The 21,042-nt window shown below is 72.7% G+C and carries 20 protein-coding genes; 12 read left to right on the top strand and 8 right to left on the bottom strand.

What is annotated here, in order from left to right:
- Positions 1–29: 29 nt before the first annotated feature.
- Positions 30–839: a S49 family peptidase gene (locus tag LHA35_RS09245; RefSeq protein WP_226607384.1), complete on the top strand. Its 810-nt coding sequence runs from the start codon at positions 30–32 to the stop codon at positions 837–839.
- A 152-nt stretch (positions 840–991) separates the two neighbouring features.
- Here LHA35_RS09245 and LHA35_RS09240 read toward each other — a convergent pair whose 3' ends face one another.
- Complete coding sequence (locus tag LHA35_RS09240; RefSeq protein ID WP_226607381.1) at positions 992–1,456, bottom strand: CAP domain-containing protein; 465 nt, start codon at positions 1,454–1,456, stop codon at positions 992–994.
- A 561-nt stretch (positions 1,457–2,017) separates the two neighbouring features.
- Positions 2,018–2,422 (bottom strand): ketosteroid isomerase-related protein, encoded by a 405-nt coding sequence (locus tag LHA35_RS09235; protein ID WP_226607377.1) that lies wholly within the window; start codon positions 2,420–2,422, stop codon positions 2,018–2,020.
- Between the two features lie 104 nt (positions 2,423–2,526).
- Between LHA35_RS09235 and LHA35_RS09230 the strand changes: the two genes are divergently transcribed.
- The 5 genes from LHA35_RS09230 (at position 2,527) to LHA35_RS09210 (ending at position 9,623) form a co-directional block, all read left to right on the top strand.
- On the top strand, positions 2,527–3,423 hold the full coding sequence (locus LHA35_RS09230) for a glycine--tRNA ligase subunit alpha (RefSeq protein ID WP_226607374.1): 897 nt from the start codon (positions 2,527–2,529) through the stop codon (positions 3,421–3,423).
- Positions 3,423–3,563, top strand: coding sequence for a hypothetical protein (locus LHA35_RS09225; RefSeq protein ID WP_226607371.1), 141 nt, complete (start codon positions 3,423–3,425; stop codon positions 3,561–3,563). The genes LHA35_RS09230 and LHA35_RS09225 overlap by 1 nt, the downstream gene beginning before the upstream one ends.
- Before the next feature lie 3 nt (positions 3,564–3,566).
- Positions 3,567–5,720, top strand: a complete 2,154-nt coding sequence (glyS, locus tag LHA35_RS09220) for a glycine--tRNA ligase subunit beta (RefSeq protein ID WP_226607368.1) — start codon at positions 3,567–3,569, stop codon at positions 5,718–5,720.
- Positions 5,721–5,803: 83 nt separating this feature from the next.
- Positions 5,804–8,476 carry a pyruvate, phosphate dikinase gene (gene ppdK / locus LHA35_RS09215; RefSeq protein WP_226607364.1) on the top strand — a complete coding sequence of 891 codons (2,673 nt, stop codon included), beginning with the start codon at positions 5,804–5,806 and terminating at the stop codon, positions 8,474–8,476.
- 274 nt (positions 8,477–8,750) lie between these two features.
- A complete protein-coding gene (locus LHA35_RS09210) occupies positions 8,751–9,623 on the top strand; it encodes an SDR family oxidoreductase (RefSeq protein ID WP_226607361.1) in 873 nt (290 codons plus the stop codon).
- A 229-nt stretch (positions 9,624–9,852) separates the two neighbouring features.
- On the opposite strand, the gene LHA35_RS09205 is transcribed toward LHA35_RS09210, so the two are convergent.
- The 5 genes from LHA35_RS09205 to ygfZ form a co-directional block, all read right to left on the bottom strand.
- Positions 9,853–10,227, bottom strand: a complete 375-nt coding sequence (locus LHA35_RS09205) for a response regulator (RefSeq protein ID WP_226607359.1) — start codon at positions 10,225–10,227, stop codon at positions 9,853–9,855.
- A gap of 20 nt (positions 10,228–10,247) precedes the next feature.
- A complete protein-coding gene (locus LHA35_RS09200; protein WP_226607357.1) occupies positions 10,248–10,673 on the bottom strand; it encodes a hypothetical protein in 426 nt (141 codons plus the stop codon).
- Between the two features lie 207 nt (positions 10,674–10,880).
- The gene (locus tag LHA35_RS09195; protein WP_226607355.1) at positions 10,881–11,606 is read right to left on the bottom strand and encodes a Crp/Fnr family transcriptional regulator; all 726 of its coding nucleotides are present in this window, start codon (positions 11,604–11,606) and stop codon (positions 10,881–10,883) included.
- Between the two features lie 237 nt (positions 11,607–11,843).
- Positions 11,844–12,305, bottom strand: a complete 462-nt coding sequence (locus LHA35_RS09190; RefSeq protein ID WP_226607353.1) for a methyltransferase family protein — start codon at positions 12,303–12,305, stop codon at positions 11,844–11,846.
- Positions 12,302–13,129 carry a CAF17-like 4Fe-4S cluster assembly/insertion protein YgfZ gene (gene ygfZ, locus LHA35_RS09185; protein ID WP_226607351.1) on the bottom strand — a complete coding sequence of 276 codons (828 nt, stop codon included), beginning with the start codon at positions 13,127–13,129 and terminating at the stop codon, positions 12,302–12,304. Before ygfZ ends, LHA35_RS09190 begins: the two co-directional genes overlap by 4 nt.
- 77 nt (positions 13,130–13,206) lie before the next feature.
- Between ygfZ and LHA35_RS09180 the strand changes: the two genes are divergently transcribed.
- The 6 genes from LHA35_RS09180 (at position 13,207) to LHA35_RS09155 (ending at position 20,307) form a co-directional block, all read left to right on the top strand.
- Entirely contained in the window at positions 13,207–14,127 is a 921-nt protein-coding gene (locus LHA35_RS09180) for a glycosyltransferase family 9 protein (RefSeq protein WP_226607349.1), read from the top strand.
- Positions 14,124–14,957, top strand: coding sequence for a glycosyltransferase family 2 protein (locus LHA35_RS09175; protein WP_338050854.1), 834 nt, complete (start codon positions 14,124–14,126; stop codon positions 14,955–14,957). The genes LHA35_RS09180 and LHA35_RS09175 overlap by 4 nt, the downstream gene beginning before the upstream one ends.
- Before the next feature lie 11 nt (positions 14,958–14,968).
- Complete coding sequence (locus tag LHA35_RS09170; protein ID WP_226607347.1) at positions 14,969–15,988, top strand: glycosyltransferase; 1,020 nt, start codon at positions 14,969–14,971, stop codon at positions 15,986–15,988.
- A 35-nt stretch (positions 15,989–16,023) separates the two neighbouring features.
- Positions 16,024–17,085, top strand: a complete 1,062-nt coding sequence (locus LHA35_RS09165) for a glycosyltransferase (protein WP_226607345.1) — start codon at positions 16,024–16,026, stop codon at positions 17,083–17,085.
- Positions 17,085–18,857, top strand: a complete 1,773-nt coding sequence (gene asnB / locus LHA35_RS09160; protein ID WP_226607341.1) for an asparagine synthase (glutamine-hydrolyzing) — start codon at positions 17,085–17,087, stop codon at positions 18,855–18,857. Before LHA35_RS09165 ends, asnB begins: the two co-directional genes overlap by 1 nt.
- 118 nt (positions 18,858–18,975) lie before the next feature.
- Positions 18,976–20,307, top strand: a complete 1,332-nt coding sequence (locus LHA35_RS09155) for a dihydroorotase (protein ID WP_226607338.1) — start codon at positions 18,976–18,978, stop codon at positions 20,305–20,307.
- On the opposite strand, the gene LHA35_RS09150 is transcribed toward LHA35_RS09155, so the two are convergent.
- Positions 20,207–21,031 (bottom strand): hypothetical protein, encoded by an 825-nt coding sequence (locus LHA35_RS09150; protein ID WP_226607335.1) that lies wholly within the window; start codon positions 21,029–21,031, stop codon positions 20,207–20,209. The genes LHA35_RS09155 and LHA35_RS09150 overlap by 101 nt on opposite strands.
- Positions 21,032–21,042: the final 11 nt, after the last annotated feature.

Genomic DNA, 21,042 nt, shown 5'->3' with positions numbered 1-21,042 from the left:
CGGCCGCGCGCGGCGCATCTGTGCAGGGCATGAAGCTCCCCGCCCTCTTCGACCGCCACCCCCGCATCGCGCTCGTCCGCCTGCAAGGTGCCATCACCCCGCGCCCCGGCTTCGGCGGCGGCATCAGCCTGGCCACCACCGGCCCGGTGCTGGACCGCGCCTTCGCCATCAGGCGGCTGGCCGCCGTCTTCCTCGCCATCAACTCGCCCGGCGGCTCCCCGGTGCAGTCCAGCCTGGTCGCGGCCCGCATCCGGCGCCTGGCGGAGGAGAAGAAGGTCCCGGTTATCGCCTGCGTCGAGGATGCCGCGGCCTCGGGCGGCTACTGGATCGCCTGCGCGGCGGATGAGATCGTGGCCGACCCGGCCTCCATCCTCGGCTCGATCGGCGTCATCGCCGCGGGCTTCGGCTTCCAGGGCGCGCTGGAACGGCTCGGGGTGGAGCGGCGGCTCCGCACCGCGGGCACCGAGAAGAGCTTCTGGGACCCTTTCCGCCCGGAGCAGCCGGAGGATGCCGCGCGGCTGGAGACCCTGCTGGAGGACCTGCATGGCGAGTTCCGCGCCTGGGTCACGGCAAGGCGCGGCGACCGGCTGAAGGCGCCGCCCGAACAGCTCTTCACCGGCCGCTTCTGGCCGGGGCGGAAGGCGGTGGAACTCGGCCTCGCCGATCGGCTGGGCGATGCGGCGGGGGAGGCGAAGCGGCGCTTCGGCGAGAAGGCGCGGCTGATCCCGGTGGGCGGCCCGCGCCCCTCCCTGCTGCGCCGGCTGCTGCCGGGCCTCTCGGCCGAGGCGGTGATCGCGGCGGCGGAGGAACGGGCGGCCTGGGCGCGGTTGGGCTTGTAGGCCGGCGGACCGCGCCACGGGACCTGCCCGGGGAGGCGTGGGGGCGGAACGCTGCCCGAGGGACGGGTGAGGCGCCGGCCGCCCGGCGCGTCACGGCTCCGATGGGGGAAGGGGGCCGGCCATGCCCGGCAAGCCTCCTCCCCCCGGGTGGATCAGATGAACCAGCGATCCGTCTCGGTGGCTTCGGTCGCGGTGGGGCGGCCGAAATTCTCGGTCACGAAGATGGCCGGCATGCCCTTGTAGTCGCCCTGGGTCAGGCCGATGCCGATCTCGGTGAAGTTCGCGTTCAGGATGTTGGCCCGGTGTCCCGGGCTGTTCATCAGGTTGGTGTGGAGCTGCTGGACATCGGACTCGTCGAGCACCGCCGCGCGGGAGCCGGCGATGTAGGCGATATTCTCGCCCGCACTGGTGTAGCCGTAGCCGGACGCCTTCATGCGGTCGAAGGGCGAGCTGCCGTTCACCCCGGTATGCGAGAAGACGTCCTGTGCCACCATCCAGTCGCTGTGCTTGCCGGCGGAGTGGAGCAACTCGCCATCGAAGGTGAGCGGCTTCACGCCGGCCGCGGCGCGCGAGGCATTCACCAGCTTCAGGAAGTAGGTCTCGAGTGTGCTCGGCATTTCGCTCGGCATAGGAACGGGTCCCTTGTTGTTGCTCGTGGCAAGCGAAATCCGCTGCAAAAATATAAACCATAAGTTGATAAAAACAGCGTGCTTACATCTCCGGCGGCTAAGGCCCGGAGTTTTTTTGGATCGATTTCGTTATTGTGCTGGCGTTGTTGATTGGGCGTGTCTTGCGGCGCCCGGCCGTTATTCCTTGCCCACGCAATGCCCTGCGCGTGGTTCCGGACCTCCGCGCCGGCCAGCGGCAGGCCCGATGCGGCCGCGTGGTGCCCGCCTTCGGGCCGCGTGGAACGCGGCGGCGGTCGGTCGGGACCGGTGCCAAGCCTCATGCGCCGGCCAGGCCAGTCCGGCCGGGCGGTCCGGCACCGGCCGCAGGACGGCAAGGTTACCGCACGGCGCCTTGGCCTATGATCGCATGGTGGGATGGGAAGGTGGCCCGGCCCTCCCCTCGTCGCGGCCGGTACCGGGCCGCCGGGGCGGCGCCATTCCGGCCGCCGTGGCAGGCCGCGGACCGCCCGGCCGCCTGGACCCGGGGCCGGACGCGCCTACCCTTGACCCTCAGCCGCCCACCTGCCGGATCCAGTCCGGCAGATTGTAATAGGTGGTCACCCGCTGAATGCGCCCCTCCGCCACCGCGAAGAAGGCGCCGGCTGGCAGGCTGTAGCGCTGGCCGCGGGCTTCCGGCAGGCCGGGCTCGGTCTGCAGGTACTCGCCCTCCACCACGAACTCCGCCGCGGCCCGGCTGCCGCTGCGGTCCACCATGATGACGATGTCCCGCAGCCTCTCCCGGTAGGCCTCGTCCATTTTGCCAAGGAAGGCCCGGAAGGCCGCCTTGCCGGTCTCCCGTGGGCCCTGGTTCACGTCATGCGCCACATCCTCGGCCAGCAGGGCCAGCATGCCCTCCCGGTCGCCGGCATTGAAGGCGTCGTAATAGGCCCGGATCAGGCCCTCGGTCTCGGTCATCAGCCTTGTTCCCGTCTTCCTTCGATTCTGGGGGCCGCCCCCCCCACTATGTTCCGCCGCGCCGGCATGGCAAAAGCCGCCGCATGCAGACCGCCAGCCATGCCATGCCGGGCCCTTCCCGCCCGGGCGAGGCCCCCGCCGGGGCGAAGCCCCCCAGCTTCCAGGAACTGATCCTCCGGCTGCATGCCTACTGGTCGGCGCAGGGCTGCGTCATCCTCCAGCCCTACGACATGGAGGTGGGGGCGGGCACCTTCCATCCCGCGACCACCCTGCGCGCCCTGGGGCCCAAACCCTGGAAGGCCGCCTATGTCCAGCCCAGCCGCCGCCCGGCGGATGGCCGCTATGGCGAGAACCCGAACCGGCTGCAGCACTACTACCAGTACCAGGTCATCCTGAAGCCGAGCCCGGCCGACCCGCAGAGCGCGCTGATCGGCAGCTACCGGGCCATCGGCCTCGACCCGCTGGTGCATGACATCCGCTTCGTCGAGGACGACTGGGAGAGCCCGACGCTCGGCGCCTGGGGCCTGGGTTGGGAGGTCTGGTGCGACGGGATGGAGGTGACGCAGTTCACCTATTTCCAGCAGGTCGGCGGCATCCCCTGCGAGGTGCCGAGCTGCGAGCTGACCTACGGGCTGGAACGCCTGGCCATGTACATCCAGGGCGTCGAGAACGTCTACGACCTGGACTTCAACGGCCAGGGGGTGAGCTATGGCGAGGTGTTCCACCGCGCCGAGGTCGAGTTCAGCGCCCACAACTTCGAGTATGCCGACACCGAGAAGCTCTTCCGCCACTTCCGCGACGCGGAGGAGGAGTGCAAGGCGCTGCTGAAGCAGGGCCTTGCCCTGCCGGCCTATGACCAGTGCATCAAGGCCAGCCACCGCTTCAACCTGCTCGACGCCCGCGGCGCCATCAGCGTGACCGAGCGTGCCGCCTATATCGGCCGTGTCCGGGCGCTGGCGAAGGGTTGCTGCGAGGCGTGGATCGCCGGAGGCAAGGCGTGATGGCCGAGGATGCGACCTTCGGCCTGGACGGCATGACGATCCAGGGTGATGCGCTGGCCGCGCCGAAGGAAATGGCGCGGGAGATTGCGGTGCGTGAGGCATGGGCCGAACACCGCCCCAAGGCGGAAAGCGAGGCCTGAACCATGCCCGAACTCCTGATCGAACTCTTTTCCGAGGAGATCCCGGCGCGGATGCAGGCGCGGGCCGCCGAGGATTTCTGCGGGCTGCTGCAGAAGGCCCTCGCCCCGTTGATGACCGCGGCGCCCCGCCCGCTCTATGGCCCGCGCCGCATCGCCGCGGTGGGCGAGATGGCGGCGCGCGCCGAGACGCCGGGCAAGGAGGAGCGGGGGCCGCGCATCGGCGCGCCCGAGGCCGCGATCGAGGGCTTCCTCCGCAAGCATGGCGCGGCGCGCGATGCCCTGACCCAGGAAGGCCAGTTCTGGGCGCTGCAGAAGCCCGGGCAGGTGATCGAGGCACCGGCGCTGATCGCCGAAAAGCTGCCCGCCCTGCTGCGTGGCTTCCCCTGGCCGAAGAGCATGCGCTGGGGCACCAGCGACTTCGCCTGGGTGCGGCCCTTGCAGCGCATCCTCTGCATCCTCGATGGCCAGCCGGTGATCTTCCCACTGGCGAATGGCGAGGATGCGGTGCACGGCCTCGCCTCCGCCGACCTGACCGAGGGCCACCGCGTGCTGGCCGGCACCGAGCCCTTCGCCGTGCGCGGCTTCGCGGAGTATGAGCGGCTGCTGCGCGACCGCTTCGTCATCGCCGATGCGGCGGAGCGCGAGCGGATCATCGAGGAGGGGATCAACCGCCTCGCCGCCGCCGAAGGGCTGCAGGTGGTGCCGGATCGCGGCCTGCTGGCCGAGGTGGCGGGGCTGGTCGAATGGCCGGTGCCGCTGCTGGGGCGCATCGACGACGCCTTCATGGACCTGCCGCCGGAAGTCATGCGCACCACCATGCGGGTGAACCAGCGCTATTTCGCGCTGCGCCACCCAGATGGGCGGGCGGCGGCGCGCTTCGCCGTCGTCTCCAACATCATCCCGCAGGATGGCGGCGCCGCCATCGTCGCGGGCAATGAGCGCGTGCTGCGCGCCCGCCTGTCCGATGCGCGGTTCTTCTGGGACCTCGACCGCCGGCAGCGGCTGGAGGAGTTCCTGCCGAAGCTCGATGCCGTGGTCTTCCATGCGAAGCTCGGCACCCAGGGCCAGCGCGTCAGCCGGCTGGAATCGCTCGCCGCCATCATCGCCCCGCTGGTCGGCGCCGACCGGGCGCTGGCGACGCGCGCCGCGCGGCTGGCCAAGGCCGACCTCGCCAGCGGCATGGTGGGCGAATTCCCTGAACTGCAGGGCGTGATGGGCCGCTACTACGCCCTGCATGCCGGCGAGGATGTGCGGGTGGCGGAGGCGATCGGCGCGCATTACCGCCCGCTCGGTCCGGGCGATGCGGTGCCGAGCGAGCCGGTCGCGGTGGCCGTGGCGCTGGCGGACAAGCTGGACCAGCTCGCCGGATTCTTCGCCGCCGATGAGCGGCCGACCGGCTCGGGCGACCCCTACGCGCTGCGCCGCGCCGCGCTCGGCGTCATCCGCATCCTGCGGGAGAACGGGCTCAGGCTCGGCCTGGCCGATCTCATCGCCGAGGCATTCTTCCTCTATCCGCAGGCGACCGGCACCACGGCCAGTCCGGAATTCGGCATGGCGGTGGCGACCGAGAAGCTGAAGACCGGCTGGAAGGCGCCGTCCGACAGCCGCCATCCGCCGATGGTCGCGGCCTTCGCTGCCGGGCTTCTCGACTTCCTCGCCGAACGCCTGCGCGTGCAGCTCCGCAGCGAGGGCGCGCGGCACGATGTCGTCGCCGCCGTCTTCGGCGCCGCGCCGGATGACGACCTGGTGCGGCTCCTCGCCCGCTCCGACGCGCTCGCACGCATGCTCGCCACGCCGGACGGCGCCAACCTGCTCTCCGCCTACAGGCGCGCCGCCAACATCCTGCGCATCGAGAACCGCAAGGACGGCCCGCATGACGGGGCGGTGGACCCGGCGCTGCTCGTCGCCGGGCCGGAGCGGAGCCTGGCCGAGGCCGTCGCCGCCACCCGCGCGGCGGTGACCGCCGCCCTGGCCGCGGAGGACTTCCTCGGCGCCATGGAGCGCCTCGCCGGCCTGCGCGCCCCGGTCGATGCCTTCTTCGACCAGGTCATGGTGAACGATCCGAACCCGGAACTCCGCCGCAACCGGTTGCGTTTGCTCAACTCACTCTGCGCCGCCATGGATGCGGTCGCGGATGCCTCCAAAATCGAAGGTTGAAAACTCGCCCGGCTGGTAACGGGCCGTTCACTGGTTTCTGCGCCGAACGGTCAGCCATCCGGATCGCAAGGGGAACATCGCCGATGAGCAAGTGGGTCTACAGCTTCGGCGCCGGCCACAATGAGGGCAAGGCGGAGATGCGCAACCTGCTGGGTGGCAAGGGCGCCAACCTGGCCGAGATGGCGAGCATCGGCCTGCCCGTCCCCCCCGGTTTCACCATCACCACCGAGGTCTGCACCTACTACTACGACCACGGCAAGCAGTACCCGTCGGAACTGCGCGACCAGGTCGGCGAGGCCCTGGCGCGGGTCGAGGCCGCGGTCGGCACGAAATTCGGCGACACCCACAAGCCCCTGCTGGTCTCCGTCCGCTCCGGCGCCCGCGTCTCCATGCCGGGCATGATGGACACCGTCCTCAATCTTGGCCTGAACGACCGGACGGTGGAGGGCCTCGCCGCCGCCTCCGGCGATGCGCGCTTCGCCTGGGACAGCTACCGCCGTTTCATCCAGATGTTCGGCGGCGTCGTGCTCGGCATCGACCACCACCGCTTCGAGGAGATCATCGAGCATGTGAAGCTCGATCGCGGGGTGATCGAGGATACCGAGCTGACCGCGCAGGACTGGCACCGCGTGGTGGATGGCTGCAAGGAGATGGTGGCCGAGGTGAAGGGCCAGCCCTTCCCGCAGCACCCGCAGGATCAGCTCTGGGCCGCGATCGGCGCGGTGTTCGGCTCCTGGATGAACCCGCGCGCCAACACCTATCGCCGCCTGCACGACATCCCGGCGAACTGGGGCACGGCGGTGAATGTCCAGGCCATGGTCTTCGGCAATATGGGCGAGGATTGCGCGACCGGTGTCTGCTTCACCCGCGACCCGTCCACCGGCGAGAACATCTTCTACGGCGAATACCTGATCAACGCGCAGGGCGAGGATGTGGTGGCGGGCATCCGCACGCCGCAGCCCATGTCCAAGGCCCGCGCCAAGCCCGGCGAGCGCAGCATGGAAGAGGCCATGCCGGGTGCCTACCAGGAGCTGGTGAAGGTCCGCGAGACGCTCGAGCGGCACTACACGGACATGCAGGATATCGAGTTCACGGTGCAGCAGAACAAGCTGTACATGCTGCAGACCCGCAACGGGAAGCGCACCGCCGCCGCCAGCCTTAAGATCGCGGTCGACATGGCGCGGGAAGGGCTGATCGACGAGAAGGAGGCGATCAAGCGCGTCAACCCGGCCGCGCTCGACCAGCTCCTGCACCCGACGCTCGACCCAAAGGCGCCGCGCAAGCTCCTCTCCAAGGGCCTGCCGGCCTCCCCGGGCGCGGCCTGCGGCACGGTGGTGTTCAGCGCGGATGAGGCGGAGGCGCGCGCCGCCAAGGGCGAGAACGTCATTCTCGTTCGCATCGAGACATCGCCCGAGGACATCCACGGCATGCATGCCGCCAAGGGGATCCTGACGACGCGCGGCGGCATGACCAGCCATGCGGCGGTGGTCGCCCGCGGCATGGGGCGGCCCTGCGTCGCCGGTGCCGGCGGCGTCACCGTGGACTATGGCGCCCAGGCGCTGGCGGCCGGCGGGCAGATCGTCCGCGCCGGCGAGACTATCACGCTCGATGGCGCGACCGGGGAGATCTTCATCGGTCCCGTCGCCATGGTGGAGCCGCAGCTCTCCGGCGACTTCGCCACGCTGATGGAATGGGCCGACAAGGTCCGGCGCCTGCGCGTGCGCACCAATGCGGAGACGCCGCTGGACGCCGACACGGCGCGGAAATTCGGCGCCGAGGGCATCGGCCTCTGCCGTACCGAGCACATGTTCTTCGACCCGGCGCGCATCGGCGCGGTGCGGCAGATGATCATGAGCGAGACCGAGTCCGGCCGGCGCGAGGCGCTGTCCCGCCTGCTGCCCTTCCAGCGGCAGGACTTCGCCGAGCTCTTCCGCATCATGGCGGGGCTGCCGGTGACGATCCGCCTGCTCGACCCGCCGCTGCACGAATTCCTGCCGCATTCGGAGGCCGAGATCGCCGAGGTGGCAAGCTCGCTCGGCACCGATGTCGTCACCATGCAGCGCCGGGCGCAGGAACTCTCCGAGGCCAACCCGATGCTCGGCCATCGCGGCTGCCGCCTCGGCATCTCCTACCCCGAGATCTACGAGATGCAGGCGCGCGCCATCTTCGAGGCGGCGGTGCAGATCGCCAAGGAGACGGGCAAGGCCCCGGTGCCGGAGATCATGATCCCGCTGGTCGCGACGCGCCGCGAACTGGAGATCACCAAGGCGCAGGTGGACAAGGTGGCGCAGGAGGTCTTCGCCGAGAGCGGGCACCACGTGGAATACTATGTCGGCACCATGATCGAGCTGCCGCGCGCCTGCCTGACCGCCGACAGGATCGCCGAGGTGGGCGATTTCTTCAGCTTCGGCACCAACGACCTGACGCAGACCACCTTCGGCCTGTCCCGCGACGATGCCGGCAAGTTCCTGCCGCTCTATGTCGAGAAGGGCATCATGCCGAAGGACCCCTTCGTCTCGATCGACCCGGATGGCGTCGGCGCGCTGGTGCGGATCGCCAAGGAGAAGGGCCGGGCGGTGAAGCCCGATCTCAAGCTCGGCATCTGCGGCGAGCATGGCGGCGACCCGGCCTCCATCCAGTTCTGCGAGGAAGCCGGGCTCGACTACGTCTCCTGCTCGCCCTACCGCGTGCCGGTCGCGCGGCTGGCGGCGGCGCAGGCGGCGCTCTCGGGCGGCGGCACCGACCGCACGGCCTGAGGCCGCCGCGCCCTGGCAGGGCAGATCCTCGCAGGGCGGGGACGCTCGGAGGCGTGGATCTGCTCTGTCAGGCGATCTCCTGGACCACCCGCAGGCTGCACGGTCAGCCTGCGGATGGCCCGGCCTCCCGGCATGGCCCGGACGCATCGCGTCCGGGCCTTTTTCATGCGGCCGGGCCGTCCCTCGCGGCTGCGTGCCCGCCCGTTCCGCCCGGCATGGGCAACTTGCCCGCCACGGCGCCCGTTCCCGGCGCGACCACACGGGAGATGCGCGCATGCCGAGCGACCAGAAGACCCCCCAGCCGCCGCAGAAGCAGGACAAGCAGCCGGGCCTCGAGACGGAGATGACGCCGCAGCCGCGGGACCGCATGGAGAACTGGAAGGCCAGCGGCAAGCTGCAGGGCAAGACCGCTCTCGTCACCGGCGGCGACAGCGGCATCGGCCGGGCGGTCGCGATCGGCTTCGCCAAGGAGGGCGCCGATGTGGTGATCCTCTACAAGGACGAGCACAGGGACGCCGAGGAGACCAGGCGCCATATCGAGGCGGCGGGGCGCAAGTGCATCGCGATCGCCGGCGATATCGGCGATGCCGGCTTCTGCCGCCAGGCGGCGCAGCAGGCGGCGCAGGCCCTCGGCGGCCGCATCGACATCCTGGTCAACAACGCGGCCGAACAGCATGTCTGCGAGAATTTCGAGGAGATCCCGGAGGCGCAGGTGGAGCGCACCTTCCGCACCAACATCCTCGGCATGTTCTGGCTGACCAAGGCGGTGCTGCCGCTGATGCCGGAGGGCGGCGCGATCATCAACAGCACCTCGATCACCGCCTTCAAGGGCAGCCCGCTGCTGATCGACTATGCCAGCACCAAGGGCGCGATCCTCGCCTTCACCCGCAGCCTGTCGCAGTCGGTCTACAAGCAGAAGAAGATCCGGGTGAATGCGGTGGCGCCGGGGCCGATCTGGACGCCGCTGATCCCGGCGAGCTTCGACGAGGAGAAGACAGCGAAGCATGGCGAGAGCGCCGAGATGGGGCGCGCCGGCCAGCCCGATGAATGCGCGCCGAGCTACATCTTCCTCGCGAGCGATGCCGACAGCAGCTACATCAACGGCCAGACGCTGCACCCGAATGGCGGCACGGTGGTGAATGCCTAGAGCGGATCGCGGCCGGGCGTGAACGCGCGGCCGCGCGAAGCTGCCCTGCAGTCCAAGGCATACGGCGGATGGCGTTCAGGTCTGAACGCCATCCGCCGCAGGGCAGGCGACACGGCCATCGCATTCCGAGGCCGGATCGCCGCGCCGGATGGCACGCAGCCAGGCCGCCGGAGGCGGCGCCGGCGACCGACGCCGCAAGCCAGGCGTCGGTGGTATATGCGGGTGAGTATCAGCCGGAGGCTGGCGCCAGCATCCCGAGCGCCGCCAGCAATTCCTCCGGGTTGAAGGGCTTGTGCAGCATCGGCGCGGCCGCATGCCCGCCCCGCGCGCAGGCTCCGTCATAGCCCGTGACGAACAGGAACGGCACCCCGAGCATGGCCAGCCTGTCGGCCACCGGCATCACCGCCTCACCGGCGAGGTTGATGTCGAGCACCGCGGCGCTCAGCCCGCCATCCCCTCGCGCGGCCTCGATCCGCTGCAGCGCCTCGCCGACCGAGATGGCGGGCCCGATGACCTCGGCCCCTGCCTCGAGCAACTCGTCCTCGATCAGCATGGCGACAATGGCCTCATCCTCGACGACGAGGACACGCCAGGCGCCGGGCATGGGCCGGCCGCGTGGGTTCCTCATGCCCAGGACCCCACCCAGTCCCGGGCCGCCGGTCCTGCGGCATGGCGGCCCGAACCGAAGGCCGGGATCACCTGGCCATTCCGCCTTCCGGCGTCAGGGGCCGGCGTGGAGGCCGCAAGCGCCGGCAACAGGCGGTCCAGGACCTCCAGCGTGCTCCGGACGAGATCCTGCGCCGTCCCGGGCTGCCCGGCGATGCGCTGGCGGTCCAGCGCGGCCACGGCCCGCAGCAGATCCAGATCGTGCCGCGCGCACCGGATCCAGGTCCCGCCCAGCGCCAGCAGGGCCGAGCGCGCCGCAACCTGTGCCCCGATCAGGGTCACATAGGGCAGGCCGCGCTCCAGTCCCAGGCGGGCAATCCTGATCCCCGCCGTGGCGCGGAGCCGGTGATCCCGCGGGGCGTCCGCAAAGGGGCGAATGGACATGCCGGTGTGCCTTCTTCAGGCTGTATGCCTAGCGAGGCGGCGGGCCGCCGCCTGTCCGCTTGCGCACCCTGTGCAATCGCGATCTGGAGAGACGCATCCCAATGCCATGCGGCCGCGGGAAGGCTGAACCTTCCCGCTTGCGCATGCGAGTCCGGCATGGCGCGCCGATGCCCATCGCAGGATGGCCGGACCGTCCCGCGGAGGCGATCAGCCCTCCGCTTCCGGGCCGAGCAGGCGGCGGAATTCCCGCCGGACCATGCCGTAGCATTCGCAGGCAGCCGCCTCGAGGCCGCGCCGGTCGGAGACCGTGATGCGGCCCCGGTCGTAGCGGATCAGGCCGGCCCGCTGCAGCGCGCCCGCCGCCACCGTCACGCCGGCGCGGCGGACGCCCAGCATCATCGCCAGGAATTCGTGGGTCATCGGGAAGTCGTCGCCCCCGGCCCGGTCGTGCGCGATCAGCATCCAGCGCGTCAGGCGCTGTTCCAGCAGGTGGCGGCCGTTGCAGGCCGCGGTCCAGGAGACCTGGGTGCTGAAGGCCCGGGCATAGCGCAGCAGCAGCGCCCGCAGGGCCGGGCTGTGCTCCAGCGCGTCCCGGAAGGCGGCGGCGTCCAGCCGCAGCGCGTTGCCGCCCATCTGCGCCATGGCCTCGAAGGGGCTCTGGTCGGTGCCGTAAAGGAGGGGCAGCCCGACCATGCCCTCCCGCCCGATCATCCCAACCCCGGCGGCATCGCCCCCCTCCAGCATGGCCAGCAAGGAGATCCAGCTGGTCTCAGGGAAGTGGACGGCGCCGATGGGCGCGTCCGGCGCGTGCAGGACATGGCGGAGGGGCAGGTCCACCAGTTCCAGCCGCCGCCGGAACCGGGCGAGATCCTCCGGCGGCAGGGCCGCGAGCAGGCCGTTCCGTGGAACGGACCTGGAATCGGACGGCGCCATCCGCAGCTCCTCCGATCTGGTGTCGGCGGGAGCACTGGCCTCTCTCTGCCGCCCGCGCCGGAGGATCTTGGCAGGTGGTAGGATGGATATGGTGCCGCGGGGTCGGAATGTCGGCGCGGAACCGCACACTGGGGCCGGAGAAAACCCCTGGCCTGCTTGCCGGCGACGCGGCCGGCGCCCGCGCGCCCTCGCCCGCGCTGTCCGGGCCGTCTCGGTCGCGGGGCAGGCGGCAGGGCGCTACACCCAGCGCCGCACCCGCTGCATATAGGCTTCATAGGCTGCGCCGAAGCGCCGGCGCAGATAGGCTTCCTCCCGCGCCACCACCATCCGGTCCAGCAGCAGGAAGCACCAGGCCACCGACAGCCAGGGCCAGAGATCGCCCCAGCGCAGCGCGAAGCCGGTGGCGACCAGCAGGAAGCCCAGATAGATCGGGTTGCGGCTGAAGCGGAAGGGCCCACGCTCCACCAGCGCCTGGTCCGGCTTGTCCGGCCGCGGGTCGGTCCCGGCGCGGAGCATGGTCACCACCGTCCAGATGGACAGCGCGAGGCCGAGCCCCATCACCGCGGCGGAGAGGCCCGGCAGCGGCGCGCTGATCTGAACCGGCAGGATCTGGCGCATCATCCAGCCACCCAGCACCACGCCGCCCACCAGCAGCGGCAGCGGCAGCCGGACGCCGGGGCCGTGGTCCCTGGCGCTCATGCCCTCTCCCGCGCCGGCAGCGCCATCCAGCCCGGGATGCGCGGCACCAGCACCGCCTCCCCGCAGCGCAGCGCCCGGCCATCCAGCGCTTCCAGCCGCAGCTGCGCCAGCCCCAGCCCGTCGCGGCCGGACCGCATCTCGCCCAGCTCCGCGCCCTCCGCCAGCACGGGCGTGCCGGGGGCGGGCAGGGGGCCCTCGACCGCCACGGGCACCAGCCGCCGCTTCAGCAGGCCGCGATACTTCGTCCGCGCCGTCAGCTCCTGGCCCATGTAGCAGCCCTTGGTCCAGGAGACGCCGTGCAGCTCATCGAAGCCGGCCTCCAGCAGCACCGTCTGCTCCGGCACCAGGTCGCGCGAGCCCTCCGGCAGGCCGAGCGCGAGGCGGTGGCGGTCCCAGTCCTCCGGCGAGGCATCCGCGCCCGGCAGCGGCGCGGGGGCGAGGGCGCGCCAGCCCGCCTCCGGCAGGCGCGGGTCGGGCGCGGCGATCACGCCTTCCGGCACCGGCGCCCCGCCCCAGCCGGCATGCACGGCGAACTCGGCCGAGGCATCCCGCACCGTGACCCTGGAGCGCAGCCGGAAGCGCGAGAGCCGCTGGGCGAGCGCCGGGGCCTGCGCCCGCTCGCAATCCAGCAGCAGGCGCTGGTCCCCGGCGAGGACGAGGAAATCCGCCCACCACTTGCCCTGCGGCGTCAGCAGCGCGGCGAAGACCGCGGTGCCCGGGCGGACGGCGGCGACATCGTTGGAGACGAGGCCCTGGAGGAAGGCGAGGCGGTCCTCGCCCGCCACCTCCACCACGCCCCGGTCGGGGAGGTATGCGATCGGCATGGCCGGAAGGTGGGCCGCGCGCCGTGCCGCTGCAACGGGTAGGGCGCGGCGGCGGGACGTGCTACAGGCGCCGCGCCGTGCGCATCCTCTTCATCTCCTCCACCCGGATCGGCGACGCCGTGCTCTCGACCGGGCTGCTGGACCACCTCATCCGGACCTATCCCCAAGCCAAGGTGGTGGTCGCCTGCGGGCCGGTGGCCGAGGGCGTCTTCGCCCGCATGCCGAACCGCGCCTGGACCATCGTGCTGGCCAAGCGCCGCTTCCGCGCGCACTGGATCGCGTTGTGGCGGCAGGTGGCGGGGCAGCGCTGGGACATCGTCGTGGACCTGCGCGGCTCGGCCTTCGCCTGGCTGGTGCGGGCGCGCAAGCGCTACGTCATGCGCGGCGGGCGGCAGCCCGGCCACCGGCTGGCGCATCTGGGCGCGCTGCTGGGGCTCGATCCGCCGCCCCTGCCGGTCGCCTGGTTCGGCCCGGCCGACCGGGCGCGGGCGGCGGCGCTGCTGCCGGGGGAGGGGGCCTGGATCGCCCTCGGCCCCACCGCGAACTGGGACCGCAAGGTCTGGCCGGCGGAGCGCTTCGTGGCGCTCCACCAGGCGCTCACCGCCCCGGGCGCGCCGCTCGCCGGGGCGCGGGCCGTGATCCTCGGCGGGCCCGGGGCGCAGGAGCGGCCGATGGCCGCGCCGGTGCTGGCGGCGCTCGGCGACCGGGCCGTGGACCTGGTCGGCGGCCTCGCCCTGCCGGAGGTCGCGGCGGTGCTGGCGCGCTGCGCGCTCTTCGTCGGCAATGACAGCGGGCTGATGCACCTCTCGGCTGCGACCGGCACGCCGACTCTCGGCCTCTTCGGCCCCTCCCGCGTCGAGGAATACGCCCCGGCCGGCCGCCGCACCGCGACGGCGGTGGCGCCCGGCAGCCCGGCGCTCGACAGCATGGCCGGCCTGACGCTGGAGACGGCCCTGGCGGCGGCGGAGCGGCTGCTGGCCGCGAAGGTGACGGCATGACCATGACCCTTGCCCCGACCGCGCCGGCCGCGGACCGGACGACCCGGGCCGGCCCGCGCATCTCCGCCCTGGTGGTCGCCCGCAACGAGGAAGCGCGGCTGCCCGCCTGCCTGGCCAGCCTCGCCGAGGCGGATGAGATCGTCGTCGTCCTCGACCGCAGCACCGATGACAGCGCCGGCATCGCCCGCGCCCGGGGCGCCCGGGTGCTGGAGGGCGGCTGGGAGCTGGAGGGCGACCGCCGCAATGCCGGCATCGCCGCCTGCGCCGGCGACTGGATCCTGGAGGTGGATGCCGATGAGCAGGTCCCGCCGGAACTCTGGGCCGAGATCCGCCGCGTCGTCGCCGGCTCCGCGCATGCCTTCCACCGCATCCGCATCGACAATTACGTCGGCGATCGCCTCATCCTGCATGGCTGGGGCGGCAGCTTCGGCACCACCCTGAAGCCCATCCTGTTCCGCCAGGGCGCCAAGCGCTGGCGCGGCCAGCGAGTGCATCCCGGCCTCGACTGGACGGGGACGGAGGGCGAGCGGATCACCGCCCATGGCATCAGGCATGCGCTGGACCGCGACATCTCCGACATGCTGCGGCGGCTGGACAGGTACTCCTCCGCCAGGGCGGCGGACCTGCTGGCGGAGGGCAGGATCGGCACCCTGCCGGGCAACCTCCGCCGCTGCGTCTCCCGCATCCTCCGATGCTATGTCGGCCGCAAGGGCTACAGGGAGGGCGGCTGGGGCCTGCTGATCGCGCTCTGCGCCGGGCTCTTCCCGCTGTTCGCGCATCTGAAGGCCAGGCTGGAGCCGGAGCGGCACCGCCCCGCGCCGCGGCCCTGATGCGGATCGTCATGGCGACGGAGGGCCCGCGCCTCGGCGCGGGCGTGCTGGGCGACCGGCCGCTGGGCGGGGTGGAGACGGCCTTCGCCCTGCTGGCCGCCGCCTTCGCCCGGCGCGGGCATGCGGTCGAGCTGCGCGCCGGGACCGCGCCGGCCGTGACGCAGGACGGGCTGTGCTGGGCGCCGCTGGTGCCGGGCGGCGCGCCGGCGGACCTCGTCCTCGCCAACCGCCTGCCACGGCTGTTCCGCGTCATGCCGCCCCCGGGGCGAGGGGGCCGCCGGGTGCTCTGGCTGCACAATCCGGGCGGCTACCTGCGCAAGCCGCGCCATGCCCTGCCGCTGCTGGCGGCCTGGCCGCGGGTGGTGACGCTCGGCCCCTCCCACTCCGCCAGCCTGCCGCCCTGGCTGCCGGTCCGGCCGGTGGAGATCCCGCTCTCCCTCGCGCCGCCCTTCGACAGGCCCGCCGCGCCGCGCCCGGTCCCCGCGCCGGTCGCCATCTTCGCCTCCAACCCGCTGCGCGGGCTCGACTGGCTGCTGGACCTCTGGACGGCGCGGATCCGGCCTGTGTTGTCGGCGGCGGAGTTGCACCTCTATGCCGGCGCGGCCACCTATGGCGGCGATGCGCGCCTGGCCGCCCGCGCGGCGCCGGTGCTGACCCGGGCCGCCGCCCTGGCCGGCCAGGGCGTGCGCCTCTTCGACCCCCTGCCGCGTCCCGCCCTGGCGGCGCGGCTCCGCGAGGCCCGGCTGATGCTCTATCGCGGCGATCCCGGCGAGACCTTCTGCCTGGCCCTGGCCGAGGCGCAGGCGCTCGGCCTGCCGGCCGTCGTCACCCCGCTCGGCGCGGTGGCGGAGAGGGTGGCGGATGGCGAGACCGGCGTGGTGGCCCGCGACGAGGCGGCGTTCGCCGCGGCCGCCCTCCGGCTGCTCTCCGACGATGCGGCCTGGGGAGGCATGCACCGGGCGGCGCTGGCCCGCGGCCCCGGCCCGTCCTGGGACGACGTCGCGGCGCGGTTCGAGGCGCTGGCGGCGTGAGCCCCGACGCCTCCGCCCCGGCGGTTCCGCCTGTCATGGCCGCCCCGCCGCTCCGCATCGCGCATGTGATGGCCGGGGCCGCCATGGGCGGCGCCGAGGCCTTCTATGAACGCCTCACCATCGCGCAGCATGCGGCGGGGGAGGAGGTGCTGGCGGTGATCCGGCAGGAAGCGGGACGCGCGGCAAGGCTCAGGGCCGGTGGCCTGCAGCCGGTGGAACTGCGCATGGGCGGATATTTCGACCTGCTGACCCGGCCGCGCCTCGCGCGCGTGCTGGCCGGGTTCCGGCCGCAGGTGGTGGTGGCCTGGGCCAACCGCGCCGGCCGCTTCGCCGGGGCGGTGAAACGCCGCGGCGGAGCCCCCTGGACATTGGTTGGGCGCCTCGGGGGGTATTACGACCTGAAATACTACCGCCATTGCGACCACCTCGTCGGCAATACCCGCGACCTGCGCGACTGGTTCATCCGCCAGGGCTGGCCGGCCGAGCGGGCGCATCACGTGCCGAATTTCGCGCATGACTTCGCCGGCCTCGCCCCGGCCGCGCTGCCGGCGCCGGCCGGGGCGAAGCGCTTGCTGGCGCTCGGCCGGCTGCATCCGAACAAGGGGTTCGATGTGCTGTTGCGCGCCCTGGCGCTGCTGCCCGGCGTGCATCTCTCGCTGGCCGGCGAGGGGCCGGAGCGGGCGGCGCTGGAGCGGCTGGCGCGGGAACTGGGCGTCGCGGAGCGCCTGGCTTTCCTCGGCTGGCGGCAGGATACCGGCGCGCTGCTGGCGGCCTGCGATGTCTTCGTCTGCCCCTCCCGCCATGAGCCGCTGGGGAATGTGGTGCTGGAGGCCTGGTCGGCGGCGCGGCCGGTGGTGGCCGCCGCGGCGCAGGGACCGGTCGAGCTGATCCGGGAGGGGGAGACGGGGCTGCTGGTGCCGAAGGAAGACCCGGCGGCGCTCGCCGCCGCCATCGCCGGGCTGCTGGAGGATCCTGCGCGCGCCGCGTCCCTGGCCGCCGCCGGCCGCGCCGAATTCGCGCAGAGCCATGCCGAGGCGCCGGTGCTGGCGCGCTGGCGCGAATTCCTGCGGGCGGTCGCACCCGCGGAGGCGCGCTGATGTGCGGCCTGGCCGGCCTCGCCCTGCGGCAGGGGCTCACCCCGGACGGCGCGACGCTGGCGGCGCTGACCCGCGCCCTGGCGCATCGCGGCCCCGACGGCGCCGGGCACCATGTGGCGGGCAATGTCGCGCTCGCCCATGCGCGGCTCGCCATCATCGACCTGGTCACCGGCGACCAGCCGCTCTTTGCCGGGCCGGCCGCCCTCGTCGCCAATGGCGAGGTGTACAACTACCGGGAGCTGCGCGAGGCCAACCAGCTCCGCTGCGCCACGCAGAGCGATTGCGAGCCGCCGCTGCATCTCTGGCGGCGCGACGGCATCGGCTTCGCCGACAGCCTGCGCGGCATGTATGCCATCGCGCTCGCCGACCGCGCGGCGCGGCAGGTGGTGCTGGCGCGCGACCCCTTCGGGATCAAGCCGCTCTACACCGCGGAGGTCGCGGGCGGGATCGCCTTTGCCTCCGAGCCGCAGGCGCTGATCGCCGCCGGCCTGGTGCGGCCGCGCGTGCGCGCCGCGGCGCGGGCGGAACTGCTGCAGCTGCAATTCACCACCGGCGCGGAGACGATCTTCGAGGGCATCTTCCGGGTCCTGCCGGGCGAGACCATGGTCATCGCCGATGGGGCGGTCACCGAGCGGCGGCGGCGCGCGGCGCTGCCGGAGGGCGGGCCGGAAGCCATCACGGCGGAGGCGGCGCTGGCCCGGCTGGATGCGGCGCTCGAGGAGAGCGTCCTGCTGCACCAGCGCAGCGACGTGCCCTATGGCATGTTCCTCTCGGGCGGCATCGACAGCGCGACGGTGCTGGCCATGATGGCGCGGCTGAACGCCCGGGAGGGAACATCCCCGGTGCTGGCCTTCACCGCCGGCTTCGACGTGCCCGGCGCGGCGGATGAGCGGGCGCAGGCGGCGAGGCTGGCGGCCTCGGTGGGGGCGCGGCACGCCACCGTCGCGGTGACGGAGGCCATGGTCTGGCGGCACCTGCCGGAGATCGTCGGCGCCATGGACGACCCGGCGGCCGACTACGCCATCATCCCCACCTGGTTCCTGGCGCGCCGTGCGCGGGAGGAGGTGAAGGTGGTGCTCTCGGGCGAGGGCGGCGACGAGCTGTTCGGCGGCTATGGCCGCTACCGCGCGGCGATGCGGCCCTGGTGGCTGGGCGGCAAGGCGCCGCGCGCCCATGGCAGCTTCGACCGCGTGGATGTGCTGCGGGAGGCGCCGACCGGCTGGCGCGACGGCATCGAGGCGGCCGAGGCGGCGACCGCCGTCGGCGGGCGCAGCCGCCTGCAGGCGGCGCAGGCGCTGGACGTGGCGGACTGGCTGCCGAACGACCTGCTGGTCAAGCTGGACCGCTGCCTGATGGCGCATGGGATCGAGGGGCGGACCCCGCTGCTCGATCCCGGCCTGGCGGCTGCCGCCTTCCGCCTGCCGGATGCGCTGAAGGTGCAGGGCCATACCGGCAAGTGGCTGCTGCGGCAGTGGCTGGCGCGGCACCTGCCGGCGGCCGAGCCCTTCCGGCCGAAGCAGGGCTTCACCGTGCCGATCGGCGCCTGGATCGAGCGGGTGGGTGACCGGCTGGGCCCGCTGGTGGCGGCGCAGCCGGGTGTCGCCGAGATCGCCCGGCCGGACCGGGTGGCGGCGCTGTTCCGCCATGCGGGCGGCGAGAAGCATCGCGGCTTCGCCGCCTGGCACCTGCTCTTCTACGCGCTCTGGCACCGCCGCCATGTCGAGGGGCGGCGGGCGGATGGCGACGTCTTCGAAGTGCTGGCGGCGCGGTAGGCGTCGCCCCGCCGGGCGCGCCGGGGATGCGGCCGCGCGCGGCGGCCGGCATCGTCGGGCAGGACGCCTTGCGGTATAGGAAGCGCCGCCCCGCAGCGCCAAGGAGGACCCAGGGCCCATGACCAGCTACGACCTCATCCTGCGCGGTGGCGCCTGCGTGCTGCCCTGGGGCATCGAGACCACGGATGTCGGCGTGCGGGAGGGGCGGATCGCCGCCCTCGGCGACCTTCGCACCGCGCATGCGGCGAACGAGGTGGACTGCCGCGGCCTGCATGTCCTCCCCGGGCTGATCGACGCGCATGTCCATCTGCGCGACCCGGGCGACCCGGCGGTCGAGGACCTGGCGCATGGCACCAAGGGCGCCCTGCTCGGCGGCCTGACCGCGGTCTTCGACATGCCGAACACCGCCCCCTCCATCACCGACCGGGAGCGGCTGGACTGGAAGCGCGGCTATCTGGAGGGGCGCGCCTGGGTCGATGTCGGGATCTATGTCGGCGCCAGCCAGAAGAATATCGACGAACTCGGCATGCTCGAGCTGCAGCCCAATGTCTGCGCGGTGAAGGTCTTCGCCGGCAGCAGCACCGGCGACCTGCTGGTCGGGGACGATGCCAGCCTGGAGCGGGTGATGCGCAACGGGCGGCGCCGCATCTGCTACCATTCTGAGGACGAGTACCGCCTGCAGGAGCGGAAGCCGCAGTTCAAGTCCGGCATGCCGCACCGCAACCACATGGTCTGGCGCGACGTGGAATGCGCCTTCCTCGGCACCCGGCGGCTGATGGCGCTGGCCCGCAAGACCGGCCGCCCCGCGCATATCCTGCATGTCTCGACCGCGGAGGAGCTGGACTACCTGAAGGACTTCCGCGATGTCTGCACGGTGGAGGTGCTGCTCAACCACCTGACCCAGACCGACGAGGCCTATGACCGGCTCGGCGGCTATGCGGTGATGAACCCGCCGATCCGGGACGAGCGGCACCTGAAGGCGGCCTGGGCGGCGGTCGCGGACGGCACGGTGGATGTGGTGGGCTCCGACCACGCGCCGCACAGCCGCGCCGCGAAGGAACGGCCCTGGCCCGATTGCGCGGCGGGCCTGACTGGCGTGCAGACCATCGTGCCGCTGATGCTCGACCATGTCAGCGCCGGGCGGCTCTCGCTCTCGCGCCTCGCCGACCTGATGTGCGCCGGCCCGGCGCGCGTGTACGGGGTGGTGGGCAAGGGGCGGCTGGCGGCCGGCTACGACGCCGACTTCACCATCGTGGACATGAAGAAGCGGCGCAGCATCGAGGAGAGCTGGATCGTCTCCCCCTGCGGCTGGACGCCCTTCGCCGGCCATGACTGCACGGGCTGGCCGGTCATGACGATCCTCCGCGGCGCGGTGGCGATGCGCGAGGACGAGGTGATCGGCGCGCCGCGCGGGACCGCGGTGCGCTTCGCGGAGGCGCGGGGCGCATAGCGTCTGGTTCGCGGAGCGGATCCACGCCTCCGGGCGGTTCCGCTCCTGGCTCCCCGGGCGGTGCGGGCGCCTCGCCGAGCAGGCCGGCCAGGGCGTCCAGCAGATCGGGGAAGGCGTCGGGCCCCGCTGCTTCGCGCAGCGCATCGCCATAGAGCGTGGCGGCGAGCGATTGCCGGAAGGGCAGGCTTTGGCCCCGTTCCGCGCAGGCCAGGCAGGTTTCCAGCGTGAACTCGTCCGGCGGGGCGATGATGCCGAAGCCCGCATGGAAGGGCCCGGCATCGAAGAGCCGCATGCCGAGGACGGCGCCCTCGGGCGCCGAGGCTTCCAGCGACTCATCCACCAGCCAGAGGCGGCGCCCGCCATCCAGCAGGTCCTCCAGCCAGAGCCCCGCCGCCTCATGCCGCCCGGCCATGCGGAACAGGGAGAACCAGGCCCCGCCCATCCGCTCCGCCAGCGAGCGGTCGGGCGGGTCGAGGCGCCCGGCCCGGCCGGCGAGGAAACGGTCATAGGCCCGGCGGCCGCGCTGGTTCGGCTCGAACAGCGCGACGTCCATGATCATCTCGGCCGCGTCCTCCTGGTCGGGCAGCCCCTCGGCCCAGGGGGCGACCTGGCGGAGGGCGCGCGTCAGGTCGGGCTTGCCGCAGGCCTGCGGCGCCTCCCGCAGCACGCGCTGGATGCCGGCGCGGATCAGGCGATAGGCGGCGAGGATCTCGGAGCGGGTCATCCCAGGTTCCT

This window comes from Roseicella aerolata (assembly GCF_020523605.1).
In the GTDB taxonomy this organism is placed as follows: domain Bacteria; phylum Pseudomonadota; class Alphaproteobacteria; order Acetobacterales; family Acetobacteraceae; genus Paracraurococcus; species Paracraurococcus aerolatus.
This window is presented reverse-complemented; position numbering and strand designations above follow the sequence as displayed.

Excerpts from the sequence above, each read along its gene's own strand:
- LHA35_RS09155 (WP_226607338.1), top strand. The coding sequence starts at position 18,976 with ATGACCAGCTACGACCTCATCCTGCGCGGTGGCGCCTGCGTGCTGCCC.
- LHA35_RS09235 (WP_226607377.1), bottom strand. The coding sequence starts at position 2,422 with ATGACCGAGACCGAGGGCCTGATCCGGGCCTATTACGACGCCTTCAAT.
- LHA35_RS09205 (WP_226607359.1), bottom strand. The coding sequence starts at position 10,227 with ATGCCCGGCGCCTGGCGTGTCCTCGTCGTCGAGGATGAGGCCATTGTC.
- ygfZ (WP_226607351.1), bottom strand. The coding sequence starts at position 13,129 with ATGCCGATCGCATACCTCCCCGACCGGGGCGTGGTGGAGGTGGCGGGC.
- LHA35_RS09225 (WP_226607371.1), top strand. The coding sequence starts at position 3,423 with ATGGCCGAGGATGCGACCTTCGGCCTGGACGGCATGACGATCCAGGGT.
- LHA35_RS09150 (WP_226607335.1), bottom strand. The coding sequence starts at position 21,031 with ATGACCCGCTCCGAGATCCTCGCCGCCTATCGCCTGATCCGCGCCGGC.
- LHA35_RS09210 (WP_226607361.1), top strand. The coding sequence starts at position 8,751 with ATGCCGAGCGACCAGAAGACCCCCCAGCCGCCGCAGAAGCAGGACAAG.
- glyS (WP_226607368.1), top strand. The coding sequence starts at position 3,567 with ATGCCCGAACTCCTGATCGAACTCTTTTCCGAGGAGATCCCGGCGCGG.
- LHA35_RS09195 (WP_226607355.1), bottom strand. The coding sequence starts at position 11,606 with ATGGCGCCGTCCGATTCCAGGTCCGTTCCACGGAACGGCCTGCTCGCG.
- LHA35_RS09245 (WP_226607384.1), top strand. The coding sequence starts at position 30 with ATGAAGCTCCCCGCCCTCTTCGACCGCCACCCCCGCATCGCGCTCGTC.
- LHA35_RS09190 (WP_226607353.1), bottom strand. The coding sequence starts at position 12,305 with ATGAGCGCCAGGGACCACGGCCCCGGCGTCCGGCTGCCGCTGCCGCTG.
- LHA35_RS09165 (WP_226607345.1), top strand. The coding sequence starts at position 16,024 with ATGGCCGCCCCGCCGCTCCGCATCGCGCATGTGATGGCCGGGGCCGCC.
- LHA35_RS09175 (WP_338050854.1), top strand. The coding sequence starts at position 14,124 with ATGACCATGACCCTTGCCCCGACCGCGCCGGCCGCGGACCGGACGACC.
- asnB (WP_226607341.1), top strand. The coding sequence starts at position 17,085 with ATGTGCGGCCTGGCCGGCCTCGCCCTGCGGCAGGGGCTCACCCCGGAC.
- LHA35_RS09170 (WP_226607347.1), top strand. The coding sequence starts at position 14,969 with ATGGCGACGGAGGGCCCGCGCCTCGGCGCGGGCGTGCTGGGCGACCGG.
- LHA35_RS09230 (WP_226607374.1), top strand. The coding sequence starts at position 2,527 with ATGCCGGGCCCTTCCCGCCCGGGCGAGGCCCCCGCCGGGGCGAAGCCC.
- LHA35_RS09240 (WP_226607381.1), bottom strand. The coding sequence starts at position 1,456 with ATGCCGAGCACACTCGAGACCTACTTCCTGAAGCTGGTGAATGCCTCG.
- ppdK (WP_226607364.1), top strand. The coding sequence starts at position 5,804 with ATGAGCAAGTGGGTCTACAGCTTCGGCGCCGGCCACAATGAGGGCAAG.
- LHA35_RS09200 (WP_226607357.1), bottom strand. The coding sequence starts at position 10,673 with ATGTCCATTCGCCCCTTTGCGGACGCCCCGCGGGATCACCGGCTCCGC.